Source organism: Rubricoccus marinus, assembly GCF_002257665.1.
Classification (GTDB): domain Bacteria; phylum Bacteroidota; class Rhodothermia; order Rhodothermales; family Rubricoccaceae; genus Rubricoccus; species Rubricoccus marinus.
In genome coordinates, this window is record NZ_MQWB01000001.1 from 1,354,367 (window position 1) to 1,376,196 (window position 21,830).

General features: G+C 69.8%; 19 protein-coding genes. 15 read left to right on the forward strand and 4 right to left on the reverse strand.

Annotated features, from left to right (window positions below; translation table 11 throughout):
- Positions 1-518 precede the first annotated feature (518 nt).
- Positions 519-764 (reverse strand): hypothetical protein, encoded by a 246-nt coding sequence (locus BSZ36_RS05545; protein ID WP_094546813.1) that lies wholly within the window; start codon positions 762-764, stop codon positions 519-521.
- A gap of 92 nt (positions 765-856) precedes the next feature.
- On the opposite strand from BSZ36_RS05545, the gene rsmB reads away from it, so the two are divergent.
- The 4 genes from rsmB to BSZ36_RS05565 all read left to right on the forward strand — a co-directional run bounded on the left by rsmB (position 857) and on the right by BSZ36_RS05565 (position 5,157).
- Entirely contained in the window at positions 857-2,191 is a 1,335-nt protein-coding gene (gene rsmB, locus BSZ36_RS05550) for a 16S rRNA (cytosine(967)-C(5))-methyltransferase RsmB (RefSeq protein ID WP_094546815.1), read from the forward strand.
- A complete protein-coding gene (locus BSZ36_RS05555; RefSeq protein WP_094546817.1) occupies positions 2,188-2,751 on the forward strand; it encodes a DinB family protein in 564 nt (187 codons plus the stop codon). Before rsmB ends, BSZ36_RS05555 begins: the two co-directional genes overlap by 4 nt.
- A 450-nt stretch (positions 2,752-3,201) precedes the next feature.
- Positions 3,202-4,305 carry a PorV/PorQ family protein gene (locus BSZ36_RS05560; protein WP_218827569.1) on the forward strand — a complete coding sequence of 368 codons (1,104 nt, stop codon included), beginning with the start codon at positions 3,202-3,204 and terminating at the stop codon, positions 4,303-4,305.
- Positions 4,306-4,389: 84 nt separating this feature from the next.
- Positions 4,390-5,157 (forward strand): hypothetical protein, encoded by a 768-nt coding sequence (locus BSZ36_RS05565; RefSeq protein ID WP_094546819.1) that lies wholly within the window; start codon positions 4,390-4,392, stop codon positions 5,155-5,157.
- Here the strand turns inward: BSZ36_RS05565 and BSZ36_RS05570 are convergent.
- Positions 5,144-6,220, reverse strand: a complete 1,077-nt coding sequence (locus BSZ36_RS05570; RefSeq protein ID WP_179271035.1) for a phosphatidylglycerol lysyltransferase domain-containing protein — start codon at positions 6,218-6,220, stop codon at positions 5,144-5,146. The genes BSZ36_RS05565 and BSZ36_RS05570 overlap by 14 nt on opposite strands.
- Positions 6,217-7,908 (reverse strand): hypothetical protein, encoded by a 1,692-nt coding sequence (locus tag BSZ36_RS05575; protein WP_094546823.1) that lies wholly within the window; start codon positions 7,906-7,908, stop codon positions 6,217-6,219. The genes BSZ36_RS05570 and BSZ36_RS05575 overlap by 4 nt, the downstream gene beginning before the upstream one ends.
- Positions 7,909-8,075: 167 nt before the next feature.
- Here BSZ36_RS05575 and BSZ36_RS05580 point away from each other — a divergent pair, with 167 nt between their 5' ends.
- From BSZ36_RS05580 to BSZ36_RS05620, 10 genes are all read left to right on the forward strand, one after another.
- Positions 8,076-9,569: a sugar transferase gene (locus BSZ36_RS05580; RefSeq protein WP_094551185.1), complete on the forward strand. Its 1,494-nt coding sequence runs from the start codon at positions 8,076-8,078 to the stop codon at positions 9,567-9,569.
- 419 nt (positions 9,570-9,988) lie between these two features.
- Positions 9,989-10,162: a hypothetical protein gene (locus BSZ36_RS19275; RefSeq protein WP_179271036.1), complete on the forward strand. Its 174-nt coding sequence runs from the start codon at positions 9,989-9,991 to the stop codon at positions 10,160-10,162.
- Between the two features lie 183 nt (positions 10,163-10,345).
- Entirely contained in the window at positions 10,346-11,539 is a 1,194-nt protein-coding gene (locus BSZ36_RS05585) for a glycosyltransferase (protein ID WP_218827570.1), read from the forward strand.
- Between the two features lie 3 nt (positions 11,540-11,542).
- Positions 11,543-12,820, forward strand: coding sequence for a UDP-galactopyranose mutase (gene glf, locus BSZ36_RS05590; protein ID WP_094546827.1), 1,278 nt, complete (start codon positions 11,543-11,545; stop codon positions 12,818-12,820).
- Positions 12,821-12,848: 28 nt separating this feature from the next.
- The gene (locus BSZ36_RS05595; RefSeq protein ID WP_094546829.1) at positions 12,849-13,976 is read left to right on the forward strand and encodes a beta-glucosidase; all 1,128 of its coding nucleotides are present in this window, start codon (positions 12,849-12,851) and stop codon (positions 13,974-13,976) included.
- Positions 13,973-15,082, forward strand: a complete 1,110-nt coding sequence (locus BSZ36_RS05600; RefSeq protein ID WP_094546831.1) for a glycosyltransferase family 2 protein — start codon at positions 13,973-13,975, stop codon at positions 15,080-15,082. Before BSZ36_RS05595 ends, BSZ36_RS05600 begins: the two co-directional genes overlap by 4 nt.
- Positions 15,079-16,293 (forward strand): acyl-CoA dehydrogenase family protein, encoded by a 1,215-nt coding sequence (locus BSZ36_RS05605; protein ID WP_094546833.1) that lies wholly within the window; start codon positions 15,079-15,081, stop codon positions 16,291-16,293. The genes BSZ36_RS05600 and BSZ36_RS05605 overlap by 4 nt, the downstream gene beginning before the upstream one ends.
- Complete coding sequence (locus BSZ36_RS05610; RefSeq protein ID WP_094546835.1) at positions 16,290-17,024, forward strand: PIG-L deacetylase family protein; 735 nt, start codon at positions 16,290-16,292, stop codon at positions 17,022-17,024. Before BSZ36_RS05605 ends, BSZ36_RS05610 begins: the two co-directional genes overlap by 4 nt.
- On the forward strand, positions 17,017-17,634 hold the full coding sequence (locus tag BSZ36_RS05615) for a class I SAM-dependent methyltransferase (protein WP_094546837.1): 618 nt from the start codon (positions 17,017-17,019) through the stop codon (positions 17,632-17,634). Before BSZ36_RS05610 ends, BSZ36_RS05615 begins: the two co-directional genes overlap by 8 nt.
- Positions 17,635-17,637: 3 nt before the next feature.
- Complete coding sequence (locus BSZ36_RS05620) at positions 17,638-18,810, forward strand: PAS domain-containing sensor histidine kinase (RefSeq protein WP_094546839.1); 1,173 nt, start codon at positions 17,638-17,640, stop codon at positions 18,808-18,810.
- Here the strand turns inward: BSZ36_RS05620 and BSZ36_RS05625 are convergent.
- Positions 18,731-19,396, reverse strand: a complete 666-nt coding sequence (locus BSZ36_RS05625) for a response regulator transcription factor (RefSeq protein ID WP_179271037.1) — start codon at positions 19,394-19,396, stop codon at positions 18,731-18,733. The two genes, BSZ36_RS05620 and BSZ36_RS05625, sit on opposite strands and share 80 nt — an antisense overlap.
- 267 nt (positions 19,397-19,663) lie before the next feature.
- Here BSZ36_RS05625 and BSZ36_RS05630 point away from each other — a divergent pair, with 267 nt between their 5' ends.
- Positions 19,664-21,661 carry an alpha-ketoacid dehydrogenase subunit alpha/beta gene (locus BSZ36_RS05630; protein WP_218827572.1) on the forward strand — a complete coding sequence of 666 codons (1,998 nt, stop codon included), beginning with the start codon at positions 19,664-19,666 and terminating at the stop codon, positions 21,659-21,661.
- Positions 21,662-21,830: the final 169 nt, after the last annotated feature.

The following is a 21,830-nucleotide window of genomic DNA, read 5'->3' on the forward strand; positions in this document are numbered from 1 at the left end:
TGGGCTATACCCGTTCGTGGCAGGAAGCCGATTGCCAATACGGAACTCTCGTAGACCTCCACCTGCAAGGCAGTGAGGCGCGCCGTGAACTACACGCTATCGTGTCAGCGCTAGGTCTGCGTCCTTTCCCAACGGTAGGTGCTTGTACGGCAAGTGACGAACTCCGACGCAGCCCTTCTCTGTGGGAGGGACCGTGACGACGCAGCGTCCACCGCCGGAATCCAACAGAAGAAGCCGTTACATCCGTCCTTGTAGAACAGCGTTCACAGGTGGCCTAGAGTGGCCATCCTTCCTGTCCGCATTCGGCATTATTGGGCTCGGATGGCTTGTGGTGTGGGATCATCCGTTCGCCAAATAGTCATTGCTACGTCACGCCCTTTGCAGTTGCGGGAGCACAACAGTCGATTGCACTGCGGGGATCGCTTCTGCGTCCGAGCCATGCGGTAGAACTCAGGCGCAGTAGTCCGCCAAACATCACCACGCCAATCGCGGCCTCTGGCGCCAGAGGCCGCGTCACCTCAGGCGTCGTCCAGGCTGTCGCGGAGGCCGTCCACGCCGTCCTTGGACGCGCAGTGCTCGCAGCAGTAGACCTCTCCGTTGGCTTCCAAACCGTGGCCGATCACGCGGACCTGGCACTGCGCGCAACGCGGCGCGAGGGCGTGGATGGCGCACTCGAAGGAATCGAACGTGTGGACCTGCCCGTCGTGGGTGGTGATGGAAAAAGCGTGGGCGTAGTCGTTGCCGCAGGTGTCGCAGGTGGGCATGGAAGCGGTGAAGAGAGGGGGAGAGGGGGGCGGGAGTGGCGGAGAACGGGTAGCCTCGCCGCACGTTTCCTCCTCCGCGACCTTCCGCCGCCATGCCTCGTCCCGACCCCGCCCGCCTGCTCGCCGCCGAGCGCCTCTTGCGCGTCGAGGAAGAAGGGGCCTTTGTGGCCCGCCTCGGGATCGACCGCGAGGGCGCCGCGCCAGAGGCCGAGCGGCGCGCGCTCGCGCTCGTAGCCGGCGTGAGCCGCTGGCGCCGCTGGCTGGACTGGTCGCTGCAGCAGTTCCTCCGCCAGCCGTTCGCGAGCCTGGACGTGGAGTTGCAGCAGGCGCTCCGCATCGGCGCGTTCGAACTTCTGATCGAAGAGAAGCCTGCGCATGCGGCCGTAAGCGAGGCCGTCGACGTGGCCCAAGCGCTCCTGCATAAAGGCGCCGCTGGCCTAGCAAACGCCGTGCTTCGCAAACTCGCCCGCGCCCGCGACGCCGGCGCTCTCGCCGAGCCGGCCTCTGGCGACGAGGCGCTGGACCTCGCCACGCGCCTCTCGCACCCGACGTGGCTCACGCGCCGCTGGCTGGACCGCTACGGCGCCGACGCCACGCGCGCCCTCCTCGACGCCGACAACGCCATCCCACGCTACAGCCTCCGCGCGAACCGGCTCTCGACCACGCCAGAGGCACTACACGACGCGCTGCTCGCCGCTGGCGCCGATCCCGAGCGCTCGCGCTGGAGCGATGACCTGCTCACCGTCGAACGCCTCGGTCCCGCGATCCAGGGCGGTTTGCTCGCCAGAGGCGAGGCGGCAGTACAGGACGAGGCGGCGTCGCTCGTCGTGCGCGTGCTGGACCCGCAGCCGGGCGAGAGCATCTTGGACGGCACGGCGGCCCCTGGCGGCAAGGCTATCTACGCCGCGGAGCGGATGGGCAACCAGGGCCGCGTCGTCGCCGTCGATCTGCACGCCAACAAGACGCGGCTGATCGGCACGGCGGCCGAGGCGCACGGGGCGACGATCGTCGAGCCTCTGGCGACGAACCTGATCACCTGGGACTCTGCCGAGACCTATGACCGCGTCTTGCTAGACGCGCCCTGCTCCGGGACGGGCGTTCTCGGCAAGCGCGCCGATATGCGCTGGCGCCGGATGCCGGAGGATCTGCGCGATCTGACCGATCTCCAGGACCGACTGCTCAACGCCGCTGCCGCCCGCGTGCGTCCTGGCGGGCTGCTGGTCTATTCCACGTGCTCGCTTGAGCCCGAGGAGAACGAATCGCGCGTCGCGGCTTTCCTGGACCGTCACCCTGAGTTCTCGCACGAGCCCATCGGCGGGGAGGTGCCGGACGCGATGCGCACGCCAGAGGGCAACTACGCCGCGCTCCCGCACGTCCACGGGACCGACGGCGCCTTTGCCGCCCGCCTCCGCCGCAGCCAGCCATGACCGACCAACTCACGTCCTACGCCTCCGCCTACCGGCAGTCTCAGACTGACGCCCACCGCATCGCGGACGGCCTCACCGACGAGCAGTTCAACTGGAAGCCGAGCCCGAAGTCGTGGTCGGTCGGGGAGTGCATCGTGCACCTGAACACGATCGCGAAGGGCTACCTCCCGGCCTTTGAGGACGCCGCCTCTCGCGAGGCGCCCCGCGCCAGCGGCCCCTTCACGTATGGGTTCGTCGCCCGCAAGTTCACCGACGCCGTCCGTCCCGGCAGCCGCGCGATTCCGACGGGCGGGCCGATGAAGCCGCCTGCGACGACCGGCACGCAGTCGGCCATCGACAAGGCCCGCGCGATGGCGTCGTTCGACGGCTACACCGACCGCCTCGTCGCTGTCTGCGAGGCCGCCGACGGCCTGGACCTCGCCGCGATCAAGGTCCGCTCGCCGTTTCTCAAGCTGATGAAGCTGCCCCTCGGCGCATTCCTGGACGCGATGGGCCTCCACGCGATCCGCCACGTGATGCAGGCCGAGCGCGTCACGCAAGAGGCGGGATTCCCGAGCTAGCCCCTGGCGAGATGAGCGGGCGCCAGATGGTGTGTTCCGCCAGAGGCCTCTCGCGTCGCGCACTGTCCGCTCTGCATCTGGCACTCTGTCGGGCCTCCTGTAGGGGCGTGTCGCACACGCCCGGCGCTCAGGATGGCTCCGGGTCCCGCCAGAGGCCTTGGCGATCGAACCGGCCCTCACCCTGTCCCTCTCCCGAGGGGAGAGGGGACCTCACCAGTGGTGCCCAGGAATCCTCTGGCGCCAGAGGCCAGCGCGGGACAGCTTTACCCAGGACCCAGGACCCAGGACCCAGGACCCAGGACCCCAAACGCCCCATCTGTGCGGAGTGTGTGCGAGAAAACCGGTGCGCTCGCGCGTGCCCTTGTCGCGAGCCCGCTCCGTCCCGACCTTGGAGCCGCACCCGACCCCGACCCGTCCCGACAAGGCTTCGCTCCTGAACCCCGCGTTCCCATGATGCGCTTCCTTTCGCGGACGCTGGCCGCACTGGCTGTCCTCGTCGTTTCCTCCGTCTCGCCAGAGGCTCAAACCGAGGTCGTCAAGTACGGCGCGGACTTCCTGGCTTCTGGCGTGGGCGCGCGCGCGCTGGGCATGGGCGGGGCGTACGTGGCCCACGCGGACGACGTGACGGCGGGCTACTGGAACGCCGCGGGCCTGGACGGGCTGCGCAACCCGGAGATCGCGTACATGCACACGGAGCGCTTTGGCGGGCTCGTCGCGTTCGACTACGGCGCGATCGCGTGGCCCATCACGCCGAAGACGACCGTCGGCGTGTCGTTTGTCCGCAGCGGCGTGGACGACATCGCGAGCACGCTCCGCGCCTTCAACCCGGATACCGGGCTCCCCAACCCCGACGCCGAGAGCCAGATCGACCTGTTCTCCGCCGCCGACAACGCGGTGTACATCTCGGCCTCGCAGCGCCTGCGCGAGAACCTGACGGTGGGCTCGTCCTTCAAAGTGATCCGCCGTGGCATCGGCGACTTCGCGACGGCGTGGGGCTACTCGCTCGACCTCGCGGCGCAGTACCAGGTAGGGCGCTTCCGCCTCGGCGCAAACCTTCAGGACGTGACCACGATGGTGCAGTCGTGGTCGGTCAACGAGGCGGAGTTCGAGGGCTTCGAGGAGACCTTCGGCGTGGACTCGCCCGTTGGCCTGACAGAGGTCGTGCTGCCTCTGGCGCGGCTGGGAGCCGCCACCACGCTCCCGCTCTCTGACGACATCGGGGTCACACTCGCGACCGACCTGGACCTCGGCTTCGACGGGCAGAGCGCAAACGTCGTGGACGCTGGAGGCGTCTCGTTCCGGCCCCGTATCGGCGGCGAGGTGGACTACAAAGGCATCATCGCCTTTCGCGCCGGCATCTCGGACGTGACTACATCGGAGCGCTTCGGCACGCAGATCACGCCGTCGGTCGGCGTAGGCCTCAATGCGGGCCGCTTCGACGTGGACTACGGCTTCGGCGATTTCGCGGGCGTGCAGGGCGATCTCGGCGTCTCGCACCGCATCTCGCTCCGGTTCACGCTCACCGGCGAGAGGTTCGCGCGGCCGGTCCGCTAAACGGGACCTCTGGCGCCAGAGGTGAGAGGAGAGGCACGCCAGAGGCGTATGTTGGCGTTACGCCCGCACGCTTCCCGCCTTCCCATGTCGCGCGACGATCTCACCGCCCTCGGCGTCAGCCTCGGCGTCCACGCTCTGCTCCTGTTGCTGTTCTTCACCGTCGCGGCCGAAAGCCGGGAGGCGCTGGAGCCGGCCGACGTGCGCCTGGTGGAGATGGACTTCGGAACCGTGCCGATCCGGCCGGTCCTGACCGGACCACCGCAGCAAGCGGAGGCAGGGGAGCGCTCGCAAGCGCGTGAGCAGCCCGAGCCCGAGCGGCCCGCGCCGCCCTCGGCTTCGCCCGTCCGTACGCCGGAGCGCCCGCGCACGAACACGCCGCGCGAGACGCCGCCCATCGCGCGCAACACGCCCACGCCGGACGCGCCCGTCCGCCGTCCGAGCCCGCCGAGCAACACGCGCACGCCAGAGGCCAACCCGACGCCGCCGCGCCAGCCCGAGCCCACGCGTACCACCGGGACCGGTGGGGGCGAGAGCAGCACCGATGGCAATGCCGAAACCGGCACCCGCACCGGGTCCGGCGGCGACGCGCCCGCCGAGGTCGGCTTCAACTTCGGCAACCGAAGCTTCGACTGCCCCAGCATTCCCGACGCGCCTCCGGGCGTGGGCGGACGGCTGACGTTCAACATCACGTTCAACCCGCAGGGCCAGTTCGTGAGCGCGCGCGCCAGAGGCCGCAACAGCGCGCTGGAATCCCACATCGACCCGTACCTCCGGCGTTGCCGCGCGCAGCGGCTCCCCGGCGCGGCCTCGCAGGTGAACCAGACCACGCAGGCGACCTTTAACGTCCGCTAAGCCTCTGGCGGAGCGAGCGGCGGACGCCTGAGACCTCATCGGCGGCGGCCCGCGCGAGCGCCTGCGCGATCAGCGCCTCTGGCGAGCGCGGTCCCGCGAACGCGTCTGCGACGGCGTGTAAGAGCGGTAAGCCGATCGGCGCCTCTGGCGCGAGGAGGTAGAGCGGCTCCCACGCCAGAGGCTCGAACTTGGCCTTGAATCGCTCCAGGCCCTCGAAGTTGTAGAAGCGCCGCGCGTGCGCGCGCATCCACCACAGGAGTGCGCGGAGGTGAGCGGGCGGTGGCGAGTCGGTGGGCGGCGCGTGCGTGGACAGCGGCACCATGCCGAGCGTGAGAAACGCTGCGCTCTCGGATCGGCGCCCGGGGCTGGCGGCGGCCTCGCGGAAGGCGGCGTCCAGCAGGAGTGAGGCGGTTCCGTTGGGCGCCTCTGGCGCTTGGATGATCCATTCCACGAAGACGCCCTCGCGGGCCGGAACCGGCGCGAGAACGAGGTAGCCGACGCGGCGCTCGCCTCGCGTGGCGACCAGAAAGCGGCGCGGTCCCGGCGCCCGGAGCACGTCCGTCTGCACGAGGAAGTCGAGCGGCGGCAGGCCGCGGCGCGCGAGCCACGACTGGCGGATCGGCTCGAGCGTGCGCGCCCTTTCTGGCGCCAGAGGCGCGACCGTCACGCCTTTGTTTCGCGCGCGGTTGATCTGCTGCCGGAGCGAGGCTTTGCGCGAGAGGATCTCGGGCCAGTCGGCAGGGTCCCAGACGGGCTGAGCGCCGAGGACCAGTTCGGCTCCCGTCCAGGCCTCGCGGAACCGGCCGCTGGCGCCGAACCACGCCGCACTCGCGCCGACGGATGCCGCATCGCGCGCGAACGCCTGGGCGGCGTCGTGCTGCGCGCCGGGCGCGCAGATGGGTTCGCCCGCCCCCAGCCACACCGCCGGACCGCCGGGCCACTGCCGGGCGCGGGCGTAGGCGACAAAGGCGCCCTCGCGCTGCCAGCGCAAGAGGCCGGGGTTGAGCGCCTGCACCGACGCCGCGTTCCAGCCGTAGCGCGCCACGAGAGCCTCTGGCGTCACAGCGCGACGCTCGCCTGAAACCGCAGGAAAAAGCGGTCCTCGCCGGGGTCCCAGGATTGCCAGTCCAGAAAGAGGCGGGTCTGGAGGCTGTTGACGGGCTCCCACGTCACGTCGAGTTCGACGCCGGGACCGGTGAACACCTCGCCCGAGAGGAAGTCCTTGACGAACGGGTCGGGCTGCGCGCCCAAACTCACGTCGCCGCCGACGATCACCGGGGCGCCAGAGGCGTCCACGGTGTTCTCGCCGCGGCGCGCGTAGCGGACGGCGCCTTTGGCGCGCAAGCCGCCCGGTAGCCACGCCTCCAGCCCGGCGAGCCACTGGTCTGCGTTGGGGCCCAGCGGATGGCCGAGTCCGAATCCGTTGTGGGTGTAGCTGTTGAAGTACGAGCCGTCGGCCACGAACCGGTGCGTGTACACGAACGGCTCGATGCGCGTGTACTCCGCGAACGCCGTCGCGCCAAGGGCCGCCACGCTCGCACCGGCCTGCGCCGCCCACTTGTTGTTGTTGTTCACCGTCTCGCCGATGCGCGAGAAGTTGAGGTCGTCGGCGAGGTACGTCCCGTAGAGTTCCACGCCCGCCAGAGGCCTCAGGACGGCGTCGGCGGCGAACAGGGAGTTGTCGCGGTCCCACAGCGCGTGCTCGGCGGGCTTGATGGGGAAGACCGGGTTGAGGTACGCGATCTCTGGCCCGCGCTGCCCGTACACCACCGCCTCGGTAAACGCGACGCTGCCCCAGCGCGCGTGCGCCTCGAAGCGGTGCATCGCGAAGTAGCGCTCCGGGCTCTGGAGAAAGAAGTCGCCGTCCTCGGCCACGAACCGACTTTGGTCGCTCAGCGCCGCGTGGACGAACTGGTAGCGGACCGGCCGCGTCTCGATCCCCGCGCGCACGAACGGGAAGTAGTCCACGCCAGAGGCTAGGATCAGCGGCTGCGAAGCACTCGGCCCGATGCGGAGGCGCTCGTTGGCGATCTCGGCCGAGAACGGGCCTCTGGCGACGCGGACTGAAGCCGTCGCGCGGTCGAACGAGCCCGGCGGCACGTCCGTCACGCTGACGTAGTAGAGCGGCTCCAAGTCCGGGTCGGCCTGGAGCACGCGGGAGTCGCCCGTCACCTGCAGGCCGTTGAACGTGTGGCTCGTGAAGCCAACAACGTCGCGCCAGTGGCCTCCCAGGGACAGCTCCGGCAGGAGCGCCGCGCCGCTGGCCGCTTCCAGAGGCCGCTGCGTGGCAGTAAGGCCCCGCGAGGTCCGGCCCTGGATTCCGCCTCTGGCGCCGATGCGGAATTCCCCGTCGTCGGTCCGCACGAAAGCGAGGTAGCGCTCGGCGCTGATGTCGAGCAGGCCCGCATCGCCGTCGCCCACGAACGCGTGGACGGCCTCCAGCGGCGGCGCGAACTCGCGGCGGTACGCGTCTACCCAGCGTCGCGCTCCGGGCGCAAGCGGCTGGTCGCGCAGACTGTCGAGGTGCGCGAGGACCGTCCCGCGCGCCAGAGGCAGCACCTCGTGGCGGTATCCTGGGAGCCGGCCGGCCACGCGCTGCGCGTGGAGAAGGGCGTAAACGCCGTGTTCGGCCGGGACGATCTCGGGCGAGCCCACGGCGCCGGTCTGCGCCATCGCGCCAGAGGCTCCGAGGCCGCTGACGACGAGGACGCCGCTGGCGAGGACGAGGGCGAGGAAGCGGCGTGTGGACATGCCCGCAAGCTAGAGCCGCCTCTGGCGCCGCGAGACCCGTTGGTAGGGGAGGGCACGCTCGTGTGCCCCGGTTGCGGATAGAAGGGCGGCTCTCTACTTTCATGGCTCGTCACCCCATCGCGCCGCTCGACACTTTCGTTACGCCTCTCTTTCCTGTCGCGTACTCCGTGTCTCGTCGCGTCGAGCTTTCCGCTCTCCTTCTGGTCGATGCCCTCGGGCTCGGCACTGCGTGGGTGGCCTTCCGGGCCGCGTGCGAGCGGTGGGATTGGATGGCCGTCGAGCCGATGGGCGTCTCGGCCCTCGCGAAGGGCTCGCTCCTAGCGCTGGGCTGGATCACCCTTCTCGCCTTCGCGGGGCTCTACGCCGACCGTTACGCCAGAGGCCGATTCGACGAGCTGGTAACGCTGCTCAAAGTGGTCACCTTCGGCTCGCTGGTGCTCTTTTTCGGCTATTACCTGGACCGGCTCTCGCCCGGGAGCGCGCGGCAGGCGGTCGCACTGTACGGGGCCTCGGTCCTTGGATTCGTAGCGGTCGGGCGGATGGTTGTGCGTGGGGTTCAGAAGGCGCTCATCCTGCGCGGTCACGGGCGGCACCGCGCCGTCGTGGTGGGCTGGAGCGACCGCGTGGAAACGCTCTACCACGACCTCGCGCGATACCCCGCCGCCGGCATCGAACTCGTCGGCGCCGTCCGCCTCACGCACGACCCCACGCCCGTCGGCGTGCTCGCGATGTCGGGCGCCTCTGGCGCCGGGCTCCCGCCAGAGGCCGGCGTGCGCGTGCTCCCCTCGGGCGACGCGTTGCCTGCCGGCGCGCTCGAGGTCACGGCCGCTGGCGCGCCCTCGCACGCCATCGCCGAGCTTCCCGGCCTGATTGATCGTCTGGGCGTGCAGGACGTTCTCATCGCACTGGGGTCCGAGGACGTGGACACGCTGGACCAGGTGCTCCGCGTCTGCGATGGCCGCTCGGTCAGCCTCAAGCTCGTGCCCGATTTCTACGCCGCCGTGGGCGGCATGGCGCGGACCGAGCACATCTACGGCCTCCCACTGATCGAGGTCTTCCCGGAGCCCATTCCGGCATGGGAAAAGCGGACTAAGCGTATCGCGGACATTGTCGTGAGCGCCCTCGTGCTCCTTCTCGGCGCGCCGCTCTGGCTGGGCCTCGCTGCGCTCGTCTCGCTGACCTCGCCGGGCGGCGCCATCTACCGCCAGAAGCGCGTGGGGCAGGGCGGGCGCACGTTCACCATCCACAAGTACCGCACGATGGTCGACGGCGCCGAGCGCGAGACGGGCCCGGTCTGGGCAGCCTCTGGCGACAGCCGGATCACGCCGCTGGGGCGGTGGATGCGCAAAACGCGCCTGGACGAGGTACCTCAGTTCTGGGACGTGCTCCGCGGCGAGATGAGCCTGGTCGGCCCGCGCCCGGAGCGGCCGTTTTTCGTGGACCGCTTGGCGGACGAGATCCCGTTGTACTCCCGCCGCCACCGCGTTCAGCCCGGCATCACGGGCCTCGCGCAAGTCAAGCACGGATACGACACGGACATTGAGGACGTGCGCCAGAAGCTGAAATACGACCTGTTCTACATCGAGAACCTCAGCTTGCAGATGGACGCGAAGATCCTCCTGCAGACGATCAAGACGACGGTCCTGGGGAAAGGTCAATGATGGCTCGGCGGCTCGGGGCAGTTCTCCTGTTCGCCTGCGTGTGCCTGGGAGGCTGCGACCTCTTCGCTACGGGGGAGACGCTCGAAGAGAAGGCGGCCCAACTTGACATTCCAAATCCGAACGGCTGCGTTGTGCGTGCTGCTGAAGACGGCGAGGCTGAGCGGGTCCGAACCGGAGCCGTGGCGCTGGCTGTAAGCGGTCAGGATCTGCGGTGCGGCGCTGCGGAGGAGGGCGCGGCCGAATTCCTACGTATCGGCCCGTATTCCCATGTAGGGGGCTACGAGTGGTTAGATGTAGAGTCCGGCGGGGTGATTGAACTCGGGTATAGGCCTGAAGCTTCAGGCTCCGGCACGCGAGCCACATATCGGGACGCTCGGGGGCGTCAGTTCGAGCCGGTCTCGTCGCGTGGAGGAAGAATCGTGATCGAGCGTTCAGACAGCCTCGCCGTTACCGGCCGGTTCTGGTACCGCGGATATCACGAGGCGTTTTCGAGCTCCGGCGACAGCTGGGGCGACGTGTGGGGCGCGTTCCACTTTACCCGGCCGGGACACGAAGCATCGTCGCCTCTGGCGCAAGAGGACTCGCGCGGATGAGCCCGCCAGAAACACCCTCGGGTGGACGCAAGAGGCCTCTGGCGAAGGTGCCACAATGCCCCGAGGAATGGACCTCGGGGCAGGCCGTAGGTGGATCCTGGGATACCGCCTCGGGGCCGCATCGGGTAGGCTATGGGACCGGCCAAACGTGGCCGCCTGCCCCTCCGGATCCTCCCTTTCGCCGTGCCGCTCCGTCCCCTCGTCGTGCTTTCCCACCTCCGGTGGGACTTCGTTTACCAGCGCCCCCAGCACGTCCTCTCGCGCCTCGCCGCGACCCGTCCCGTCTTCGTCATCGAGGAGCCCGTCCACTCTGAGGGTGAGCCCCATTGGGAGCGCCAGCGGCCCGCCTCTGGCGTGACCGTGCTCCGGCCGCATACGCCGCTCCACGAGGGCGGCTTCACCGATGGGCAACTCCAGGCAATGCGGCCGCTCGTGGACGAACTCGCCCGCGAGGTCGGCGCCTGCGACGTATGGGTGTACACGCCTCTGGCGGTCTCCCTGATCGACGCGCTCGACGCGCAGACCGTTGTCTATGACTGCATGGACGAGCTCTCCGCGTTCGACCACGCGCCGCCGCAGCTGTTGGAGCGCGAGCAACTGCTGCTGGACCGCGCCGATTTGGTCTTTACCGGCGGCCCCAGCCTGTACCGCGCGAAGAAAGACCGCCACGCCGACGTGCACTGCTTCACGTCGTCCGTGGACGCGGCCCACTTCGGCCAGGCCCGCCCCGAGGCGCCTGCGCTGGACGAGCCCGAGGACCAGCGAGCACTTCCGCACCCCCGGCTGGGCTTCTTCGGCGTGATCGACGAACGTCTGGACGCGAACCTCGTGGGCGCGCTCGCCGAAGCGCACCCCGAATGGCAGATCGTGATGGTCGGGCCCGTCGTCAAGATCGACCCGGCAACGCTGCCTCAGGCGGCCAACATCCACTGGCTCGGCGGACGGACCTACGACGAGCTGCCGCCCTACCTCGCCGGCTGGGACGTGTGCCTGCTGCCGTTCGCTCGCAACCGCTCGACCGAGTTCATCAGCCCGACCAAAACGCTGGAGTACATGGCCGCCGAGCGGCCCATCGTCTCCACGCCCATCACGGACGTGGCCGAGCCGTATGGCGACATCGTGTACCTCGGCGACACGCCAGAGGCCTTTATCCAAGCCTGCGAGGCTGCGCTGAAAGCTAGCCCCAAGCAGCGCGAGGCCAACGTCGCTGACATGCGCGCCGTGCTCGCCAAAACGTCTTGGGACACGACGGCCCGTCGCATGGCCGTGCTCCTCGACGGCACCTCGTGCGGGGCTGCCTCTGGCGACGCGCCCGATGCCTCTTCGTCCCATCCCGCCGCCGCTCTCACGCCAGAGGCCTCTGGCGCCGCTCGCTAACTCATGTACGACACTCTGATTGTCGGGGCCGGGTTCGCCGGCTCCGTTCTCGCCGAACGGCTCGCCAACGGGCTCGGAGAGCGCGTGCTCGTCGTGGACCGCCGTCCGCACATCGCCGGCAACGCGTACGACGAGTACAACGACGACGGCCTACTCGTCCACCGCTACGGCCCCCACATCTTCCACACCAACGCTGAGCGCGTGTGGACCTACCTCTCGCAGTTCACCGCGTGGCGGCCGTACGAGCACCGCGTCCGCGCAAGCGTGGACGGTCAACTCGTACCCATCCCGATCAACCTCGACACCATCAACGCGCTCTACGGCACCAGCCTGACGGCGCACGAGGTGAAGGGATTTCTGGAGTCCGTGGCGGAGCCGCGCGAGCAGATCCGCACGAGTGAGGACGTGGTTGTGAGCGTCGTGGGGGAGGAGCTGTACCGGAAGTTTTTCCGCGGCTACACCCGCAAGCAGTGGGGCCTGGACCCCTCCGAGCTGGACGCCAGCGTGACCGCCCGCGTGCCCACGCGCACCAACCGCGACGACCGGTACTTCTCGGACACCTACCAGGCGATGCCGCTCCACGGCTACACCCGGATGTTCGAGAAGATGCTCGCCCACCCCAGCATCCACGTGCTGCTGGGAGCGGACTTTCGGGACATCCGCGAGACCACGCCGTTCAAGCGCCTGATCTACACAGGGCCCGTCGATGAGTACTTCGACTTCCGGTACGGTAAGCTGCCGTACCGCTCGCTCCACTTCGAGCACGCCACACACGACCGCGAGACGTTCCAGAGTGCGCCGGTCGTCAACTACCCCAACGAGCAGCCGTACACGCGGATCACGGAGTTCAAGTACCTCACCGGGCAGGAGCATCCCAAGACTGCCGTCGTGACGGAGTACCCACGTGCTGAGGGCGACCCGTACTACCCGATCCCACGGCCCGAGAACGCCGAGTTGTACCGCCGCTACGCCGCACTCGCCGAGGCCGAGGAGCGCGTGCATTTCGTAGGCCGCCTAGCGACCTACAAGTACTACAACATGGACCAGGTAACGGCGCAGGCCCTTGCGGTCTACGACCGCCTGGAAGCCGAGTCCTCTGGCGAGCGCGCGCCCGCCCCGCGCCCGACCGGCACGGCCAAGGCCCGCCTGGGCGCTGCGCCATCGACGCGAGCCGCGGAGGACCTCGCGCCGCAGACGCTCAAGGCGCCAGAGGCCCTCGCGCCCGAGCCGCTCTCGGCATCCTCTGGCGACGGCGACGCACGCGAGATCGACGCGCCCTGACGTGAGTGCCCCGTTCAACAGCTTCTGGATGGGCGGCTTCGAGTGCTCCTCGCACCGCCGTGCCGATGGCGTCCGCGTGGACGTCGTCGGCGCGTCCGGCCACGACCGCGCGGCCTCTGGCGACTACCGGCAACTCCAGGCCCACGGCATCCGCACCGTCCGCGACGGGCTCCGGTGGCCGCTCATCGAGCGCACGCCCGGACGCTACGATTGGTCCTCGTGGATCGGCCAGCTTCGCGCCGCGCGGGAAACGGGCACGCAGGTGATCTGGGACCTCTGCCACTACGGCGTCCCAGATGGCCTCGACCTCTGGCGCCCCGCCTTTGTGGGACGGTTTGCCGCGTTCGCGCGAGAGGCCGCCCGCATCGCGCGCGAGGAGAGCGATGAGATCCCGTGGTGGTGCCCCATCAACGAGATCTCGTTCTGGTCGTGGGCCGGGGGCGACGCGGCGTTTTTCCCGCCCTTCGCGCACCACCGCGGCTTCGAACTAAAGGTGCAACTCGCGCGCGCCGCGCTCGGCGCCGTGGACGCGGTGCGGAGCGTGGACCCTCGCGCGCGTCTCCTCTGGGCCGAGCCCGCGATCCACGTCGCGACCGATCCCGCGCGGCCCGAGTCCTCTGGCGACGCCGAAGGCCACCGGCTCGCGCAGTTCCAGGCGTGGGACCTGCTCGCGGGGCGCCTGTGGCCGCAGATCGGCGGGAGCGAGGACGTGCTGGACGTGCTCGGCGTCAACTTCTACCCGACCAACCAGTGGATCCACGGCGGCCCACCTATCGAGCGTGGGCATCCTCTCTACCGGCCGTTTCGCGAGATCGTGCACGAGGTGGGTAGCCGCTACGGCCGCCCGGTGATCGTGGCCGAGACCGGGACCGAGGGCGACGCTCGCGCCGAGTGGCTGCGCTACGTCGCGCGCGAGGTCCTCGCTGCGCAAGTCTTCGGTGCCGACGTGCGGGGGCTGTGCTGGTACCCCATCGCGGACCACCCCGGTTGGGACGACGACCGCGCGTGCCCCAACGGCCTTCTCGGCTTTCTCCGCCCCGATGGCACGCGGCCTGTCCACATGCCTCTGGCGGACGAACTCGCGCGCCAGAGGCGCGTGACGCGGCCTCAGGTTCTGGCGCCTCCCGCGCGAGAGGCCGCACCCAGTTTCTCATGACGAGCACGGCTCCCCAAGATCTCGTGTTCGACCGGGCGCTCCCCGGCGTCTTCGGCGCGCCCGACGCGCGGCTGCGCGCCTCGGTGGTGGTCCCTGCGCGCAACGAGGCACGGCGGCTTCCTGCTCTGATCGGCGCCCTTGCAGAGCAGCGCGATGCCCACGACCAGCCTCTGGCGCCTGGGACGCTGGACGTTCTCGTGCTGCTCAACAACTGCACCGACCGCTCGGCCGAAGCGGTCGCCGACGCGGCCTCGCGGTACCCGTCGCTGGACGTGCGCGCCGTCTCGCTCACGTTCCCGCCAGAGGTCGCCTGTGTGGGCCACGCTCGCCGCGTGCTGCTCGATGCTGCGTGCGCGCGGCTCCACGATGTGGGCCGCCCCGAGGGAGCGATCCTCTCGACCGACGCCGACACGGTCCCCGCGCCCGACTGGGTGGCGGCGACCCTGGCCGAGCTGGCCTCTGGCGCCGATGCCGTGGGCGGGCGGGCACTGCTGCTTCGCGAGGAGCGGGCCGCGCTCGCGCCGGGCGTACGGAGGCTGTACCTCCTGGATCTTGCCTACCGCCGCGCGATAGAGGAGGTGCGGGGGCTCTACGCGCCAGAGGCGCACGATCCGATCCCGCGCCACCACCACCACTTCGGCGCGAGCCTCGCCGTAACCGCGGGTGTCTATGCCGCCGTCGGCGGGCAGCCGGTGGCCACGACGTCCGAAGACGTCGCGCTCGTCCACGCGCTCGTAGGCGGCGGGTACCGGCTGCGGCACAGCCCACATGTGCGGGTGTTCACGTCGGCTCGCACGTCGGGCCGGGCCGATGGGGGGCTGGCAGACGCGTTCGGGTTCTGGGCGGACGTGGTCCGACGCGGAGACGAGCCGCGCGTAGAAGCGGCGTCCGCCGCCGAGCGCCGCCTGGCCGCGTTGGGCCTCTACCGCGCCGCACACCCTGACGCACCCCCGCCTCTGGCGCTTCTGGTCACGCCAGAGGCGGGAGGGGACGTCGAGGGAGAACCGATCACCAGAGCCATTCGTGGACTCCGCGCGTGCATCGCGCGGCTCCGCCCGCTGCCCCTCACCGAGCGGCTCCGCCACGCACGCTGCCTGCCCTTATGACCTCCACGCTCACGCTTCCGCCTGAAACCGCCTCTGGCGACGCGCTAGAGGCGCTCATCCACACCGCCGCTGAGGTCGCCGACCCAATCGCGGAGACGGCCGCCGCCTGCGACGCCGCGCGCGCCTTCCCCACCGAAGCCTTCGACCTTCTCGACGAGGCCGGGCTCATGACCGCCACCTTGCCTGTGGAACTGGGTGGGCTCGGGCTCGGCGCCAGAGGCTCGCGCCACGCGCTCTACCGCGTGCTGGAAGAGGTGGGGCGAGGGAGCCTGCCTGTCGGGCGCGTCTACGAGGGGCACGTCAACGCGTTGGACCTGGTGATGGCCTACGGGACGGATGAGCAGCGCGCCCACGCGGCTGCCGATGCCCGGGCTGGACACATTTTCGGCGTGTGGAATACCGAGGCTGCGGACGGCGTGCGCCTGGACCCGCTACCGGGCGGCGGCGCGCGTCTGAGTGGCGCGAAGGTGTTTTGCTCCGGCGTGGGCCACGTCACGCGTGCTTTCGCGAATGGCGCCTGGCCCGACGGCTCGTGGCAGATGGTGCTTCTCGAACTCGAGAACCACGCCGACCGCGCCGATCCCGACTCGTGGCGCGCCGAGGGCATGCGCGGCTCGGTAAGCGGGCGCATCGACGTTGAGGGCCTACGCGTCGAGCCTCTGGCGCTGATCGGCCGTCCTGGGGACTACACGCGCGAGCCCGACTTTACGGGCGGCTCGGTGCGGTTCGCGGCCGTCCACCTCGGCGGTGCACGCGCGCTGTTCGACGCCGCGGCGTCGGGTTTGCGCGCGACGGAGCGGACGACCGACCCGCATCAACGCGCGCGAATGGGTCGCGCCGCCATCGCCATCGAGACCGGCGCGCTCTGGTTGCTAGGCGCCGCGCGGTTGTGGGAGCGCCACGAAGCCTCTTGCGGCGCCGAGGAGCCGGGCGAAGTGTCTGCACGCTATGCCTCTGGCGACGCCTCGCCAGAGGCCATTGTCGCGTACGCGCAGATGACGCGGACGGCGATCGAACGCGTGTGCCTGGACGTGATGGAACTCGTTGACCGCAGCGTGGGCGCTCGCGGCCTGCTGCCGCCTTCGCCCGTTGAGCGCATCGGCCGCGACCTCCGGCTCTACCTCCGTCAGCCCGCGCCAGACGCGACGCTGGACGCGGCGGGCGCCGCGGCGCTGGAGCAGCCCCACCTCGCCAGAGGCTCGGCGCGATGACCCACACCGCTACGCTGCTCGACGATCCCGAGGCGCTCCCGCTTCTCGCGCCAGAGGCCGTGCGAGACCTCGGGCGCGTCGTCGTCCTCGCGCCGCACCCCGACGACGAATCGTTGGGCTGCGGCGGGCTCCTCGCGCTTCTCGCTGAGGCGGGTATTCCGGCCTGGGTCATCGTCGTGACAGATGGCACGCGGTCACACGCGTCGGCGGCGTACCCGCCGTCCCGCTTGCGAGTCCTGCGGGAGTCGGAGGCGCAAGAGGCCGTCGCGCAGCTCGGCCACGCCGGCCGCGTGCGGTTTCTGCGCTTCCCAGATTGCGGCCTACCCGCGCCCGACACGCTCGCGTTCGAGGACGCCGCAGCCGATCTCGCCGACGCCATCCGAGCGCTCGCGCCCGATACGTTGCTCGTGCCCTGGCGTCGCGATCCGCACTGCGACCACGAGGCGACGTGGCAACTCGCTCGTGCGCGGGTTCACCTCGGCGTGCGCTGGCTGGAATACCCCGTTTGGGCCTGGGCCTCCCGCGAGGCCGCGCCTCTGGCGCCAGAGGCGCGCGCGTGGCGGCTCGACATCTCGCCCGTGCTCGCGCAAAAGGCCCGCGCCGTCGCCGCCCACCGCTCGCAAACCACGCGGCTGATCGACGACGACCCTGACGGGTTCATCCTGCTCCCCGAGGTCCTCGCGCGGTTTGAGCGGCCCTGGGAGCTCTTTCTGGACCCCACCGATGCCTGAGCTCCCGCCGACGGCTCCCGAGCGGGACGCCAGAGGCTCCATCGCGCCGGCCTACTTCGAGCGGCTCTACGCCAGCGATCCCGACCCCTGGCGCTTTGCGACGAGCCCGTACGAGGCCGCGAAGTACGCCGCGACGCTTGCCGCCCTGCCTCTGGCGCACTACGGCCGCGCCTTTGAGATCGGCTGCGCGGGTGGAGTCCTCACGCGCGCCCTCGCCGAGCGCTGCGACAGCCTCCAGGCCGTCGACGTGGCACCGGACGCGCTCGCGCAGGCGCGCAGGCGCACCGCCGACGCCTCTGGCGTCCGGATCGAGCGCATGGTCGTCCCTGGCGAGTGGCCGGAGGGCACGTTCGATCTCGTCGTTCTCTCCGAGGTCGGCTACTACCTCGGCACAGCGGACTTTGAGCAGTTACGCCAGAGGTGCGCCCGAGCGGTGCGGCCGGGCGGCCACTTGCTTCTCGTGCACTGGACCGGCGAGACGGACTATCCTCTCACAGGCGACGCCGTCCACGATGCCTTTGTGGGCGCGGATGCGTGGGTCCGCCTCAGCGGCCACCGCACAGCCGACTACCGCTTGGACGTGCTCGAACGCAAGAGGCCCACTCCCTGACCCATGCCCGACGATCCCGCCTCTGGCGCCCCGCATCCCCAGGAGGAGCACCTCCGGTTGCTCTTCGAGAACGCGCACGAGTACGCCATCTTCACGCTCGGCACGGACGCGCGGATCTCGCTGTGGAACACCGGAGCCGAGCGCGTGCTGGGATGGATCGAGGCCGAGGCCATCGGCATGTCTGGGGAGGTCATCTTCACGCCCGAACAGCGGGCCTCTGGCGTGCCCGAGGCCGAGATGGCGCGCTCGCGAGAGCATGGCCGCGCTGAAGACGTGCGCTGGCACGTCCGCAAGGACGGCTCCCGGTTCTGGGCCAACGGCATGATGATCTCGCTCCGGGATGAGTCCGGCGAGCTTCGTGGCTACGCCAAGATCCTTCGCGACGAGACCGAGCGGAAGGTCGCAGAGGACGCGCTCAGCGCTTTGCGCCAGACCCTCGAAGTGCGCGTGGCCGAGCGGACCGCCCAGGTGCAGCACCTCGCAGCCCAACTCGCCGACGCCGAGACGGAGAGCTACCGCCGCGCCGCCTCCATTTTGCACGACGACGTGCAGCAGCGTCTATACGGCGTCCACCTCGGCATCGGTGCGCTCGTGCGCGAGCTGGTGGACGCCGGCTACACCGCCTTCGCGGAGAAAGCGAGGCGCCTGCGCGGCTGGACAGGCGAAGCCCTGGAGCGGACGCGCGGCCTGGCCATCGACCTCACGCCACCGGCCTCTGGCGAGAGCACCTTCGGCGGCGCACTCCGCGCGCTCTGCGAGCAGGCCAACGATCTCTACAACTTCCGCGTCGATGTGGACGAGTCCGACGAGGCGATCCGGTCGGCAGAGGAGAACCTCACGCCAGAGGCCGTGGGGCTCTTGGTGCAGTGCGTCCGCGAGGCAGTATTCAACGCCGTGAAGCACTCCGGCACACAGAGCGCGTCCGTTTGCGTCCGAGACACGGGCACCCACACCGATGTAGAGATCCACGACGCGGGTCAGGGGTTCGACGCGTCGTCCACGCCAGGGGGGCTGGGTCACGCGGGGATGCGCGCGAGGATGGGCCTCGTCGGCGGAAGCGTCACGATCTCATCGATCCCAGGGGACGGCGCGATGATCACGCTGCGTGTTCCGCATCAAGCGGGGCCCGCTGCGCCCGCTCCTGTTCCAGGGTCCACGCCACCGCGTGACGCGTGAGCAGCGGCGCCGAGGAGATCCCCAGCTTCCACCGGATCCTCTGGCGATAGGCCTCGACCGTGCTCACGCTCAGATCGAGCGCGTCGGCGATGTGGCGAGGCGCGTACCCCCGGCCGAGCAAACAGAACACCTCTAGCTCGCGGTCCGAGAGGCCTTCGATGCCTTCGCACGGCACACTCGGGACATCCGGGCCGAACACGGTGCGGCCCGCCAGCACGGTGCGCGCGGCGGCAATCAGACCTTCGTCATCCAGCGACTTGGAAAGGAACCCCCGGGCGCCGGCCTCCCGGGCGCGCGATGCGTACACCTCTGGCGGGTGCATCGAGACCACGAGCGCGGGAGGTCCCTGGGACTCGCACAGCCGCCGAACCAAGTCCAAGCCGTTCCCGCACGCGAGCGTGACATCCACCACCACCAGATCGACCGTTTGGCCGGCGTGCCGGAGGCGCTCGATTCCCGCATACGCTTCCTCGGCGCCAGAGGCCTCGCCGCAGATCCGCGCGCCCAGCCCGGTTGCGAGCGCGAGCCGGAGTCCGGCGCGCGTGAGGGAGTGGTCGTCGACGAGGAAAATGGCAGGCGCAATCACAGCAACGCGGACGAGCGAGAGGGGACGGGATGATCCGGCAGGTGTGTGCCGCATGTATGTCACCTCCGCGAGAGATTGTGACGCCTGAAGCGGCCAGTCGAAAACCTCGGCTCCTGCACGCCGGTTCGGTCCTGAGGTGCCAATCAGGAACGCCCTGAGCGGAGCGGCCCAGCGTCCGCATTCCGCGAACCTCTCGTGCCGGGTTGACGCCAGAGGCGCGCGCCCGGACCTTGCGGCTCCCTCTTCGCGCCCGCCCCGCGCCCCTGCATGGAGCCCGTCTTCGACACCGCCCTTATCGCCGCCGAGGCGCCCACCGATCCTCTGGCGCTGTACCGCGCGCTCAAGCTCCCGCGGACCGTGGAGGAGAAGATGCTGCGGCTGATCCGCCAGAACCGCATCTCGAAATGGTTCAGCGGCTACGGGCAGGAAGCCATCGCCGTCGGCGTCGCCAGCGGCCTGGAGGAGCGAGACTGGCTGCTGCCGATGCACCGCAACCTCGGCGTGTGGACCACGCGCGGCGTTGAACTCCCTCGCCTGTTCTGCCAACTCATGGGCCGCGAGGGCGGCTTCACGAATGGCCGCGACCGCACGTTCCATTTCGGTCTGCCGGAGAAGCGGATCGTCGGCATGATCTCGCACCTGGCGGCCATGCTGCCCGTCGCCGATGGCCTCGGCCTCGCGGCACAGATGAACGGTTCGGGCGCCGTCGCGGCCGCATTCGTGGGCGAGGGCGCCACGCGCGAAGGCGAGTTCCACGAGGCGCTGAGCCTGGCCGGGACGTGGAATCTGCCGGTCCTGTTCATCGTGGAAAACAACGGCTACGGCCTCTCCACGCCCACTGCCGACGCACTCCCCGTCGAGGACGTCGCCGAGGCCGCAGCGGGCTACGGCATGCCGGGCTACATCGTGGACGGCAACGACGTGCTCGCCGTCCGCTCCATTGTCAAAACCGTCGCCGATCGCGCGCGAGATGGGGGAGGCCCGGCACTCTTGGAGATGAAGACGTTCCGCATGCGCGGCCACGAAGAGGCCAGCGGGACGAAGTACGTTCCCGATGACCTCTTCGACCTTTGGCGCTACCGCGACCCCGTGCTCCGCCTCCGCCAGAGGCTCCTCGATGCCGGCACGCCAGAATCCGATCTGGACGCTATCGACGCCGACCTCGCCGCGCAGATCGAAGACGTGGCCGAGTGGGCGCTAACACAGCCCGAGTGCGTCAGCACGACCGAGAGGGAGCACGGGGCACTTTTCGCTCCGCACGCATCACGCGAGGTGGCCGCTGGCGGGACGCAGGAGGCGCGCTTTATCGACGCCGTGAGCGCGGGACTCGGTGACGCAATGGAGGCCGACGAGACCGTTCTCGTGATGGGGCAGGACGTGGCCGAGTACGGCGGCGTGTTCAAGGTCACCGAGGGCTTTCTTGAGCGCTTCGGCGCCGACCGCGTGCGGAACACGCCCATCATCGAGAACGGCGCGCTGGGGTGCGCGATGGGCCTCGCGTTGGACGGCTTCAAGCCCGTCGTGGAGATGCAGTACGCGGACTTCATCTCATGTGGCTTCAACCAGATCGTCAACAACCTCGCGACGACGCACTACCGCTGGGGCTCGCCTCTCAACGTCACCATCCGCGCGCCATTCGGTGGCGGCATCGGCGCGGGGCCATTTCACTCTCAGTCGCCAGAGGCTTGGTTCTGCCACGTCCCAGGCCTCAAGGTCGTCGTCCCCGGCACGCCGCAGGACGCCAAGGGCCTCTTGCGCGCGGCGATCGAGGACCCGAATCCGGTCCTCGTCTTTGAGCACAAAAAGCTGTACCGCTCGCTCCGCGGGGCGGTCGCCTCTGGCGAAGTCGTGACGCCCATCGGGACGGCGCGGATCGCGAGGGAAGGGGAGGACCTGACGCTCGTCACGTGGGGCGTGGGGCTCGTCTGGGCCGAAGCCGAGGCCGAGCGCCAGAGGCTGCAGTCGGGCGCGAGCGTGGAGGTAATTGACCTCCGGACGCTCGTGCCGTGGGACCGAGAGGCGGTACTCGCGAGCGTGGAGAAAACGGGTCGGCTTATCGTCCTGCATGAGGCGACCCGAACGGGTGGCTTCGGCGCCGAGATCGCGGCAGAGATCGCGGAGGCCGCGTTCGCGCATCTCGACGCTCCGCCCGTTCGCATCGGCGGGGCCGACCTCCCCATCGCGTTCTCCAAGCAGATCGAGAACGAGGTGTACACCGCGGAGTCTCGCCTGAGCGCCGCGATTGAGCGCACACTGAGCTACTGAGCCTCTGGCGCGTTTTCGCGTAGGCGTTCGCGCGTACCTCCCCCGGGGTAGATGGATCGTCTCTGGGTTCGCCGCCAGAGGCCAGGCCGGTTGCAGGGGGCGCCAGGACCACCACTGGTTTCAGGCGAATGAAAAGAGGCGCGCGTCTCGTCCCACCACGGCCGAGACG

Bases quoted from the DNA above. Each gene is read 5' to 3' on its own strand.
- BSZ36_RS05615 (WP_094546837.1), top strand. From the start codon at position 17,017: ATGCCTGAGCTCCCGCCGACGGCTCCCGAGCGGGACGCCAGAGGCTCC.
- BSZ36_RS05620 (WP_094546839.1), top strand. From the start codon at position 17,638: ATGCCCGACGATCCCGCCTCTGGCGCCCCGCATCCCCAGGAGGAGCAC.
- BSZ36_RS05565 (WP_094546819.1), top strand. From the start codon at position 4,390: ATGTCGCGCGACGATCTCACCGCCCTCGGCGTCAGCCTCGGCGTCCAC.
- BSZ36_RS05545 (WP_094546813.1), bottom strand. From the start codon at position 764: ATGCCCACCTGCGACACCTGCGGCAACGACTACGCCCACGCTTTTTCC.
- BSZ36_RS05630 (WP_218827572.1), top strand. From the start codon at position 19,664: ATGGAGCCCGTCTTCGACACCGCCCTTATCGCCGCCGAGGCGCCCACC.
- BSZ36_RS05605 (WP_094546833.1), top strand. From the start codon at position 15,079: ATGACCTCCACGCTCACGCTTCCGCCTGAAACCGCCTCTGGCGACGCG.
- BSZ36_RS05560 (WP_218827569.1), top strand. From the start codon at position 3,202: ATGATGCGCTTCCTTTCGCGGACGCTGGCCGCACTGGCTGTCCTCGTC.
- rsmB (WP_094546815.1), top strand. From the start codon at position 857: ATGCCTCGTCCCGACCCCGCCCGCCTGCTCGCCGCCGAGCGCCTCTTG.
- BSZ36_RS05555 (WP_094546817.1), top strand. From the start codon at position 2,188: ATGACCGACCAACTCACGTCCTACGCCTCCGCCTACCGGCAGTCTCAG.
- BSZ36_RS05575 (WP_094546823.1), bottom strand. From the start codon at position 7,908: ATGTCCACACGCCGCTTCCTCGCCCTCGTCCTCGCCAGCGGCGTCCTC.
- BSZ36_RS05600 (WP_094546831.1), top strand. From the start codon at position 13,973: ATGACGAGCACGGCTCCCCAAGATCTCGTGTTCGACCGGGCGCTCCCC.
- BSZ36_RS05595 (WP_094546829.1), top strand. From the start codon at position 12,849: ATGGGCGGCTTCGAGTGCTCCTCGCACCGCCGTGCCGATGGCGTCCGC.
- BSZ36_RS05610 (WP_094546835.1), top strand. From the start codon at position 16,290: ATGACCCACACCGCTACGCTGCTCGACGATCCCGAGGCGCTCCCGCTT.
- glf (WP_094546827.1), top strand. From the start codon at position 11,543: ATGTACGACACTCTGATTGTCGGGGCCGGGTTCGCCGGCTCCGTTCTC.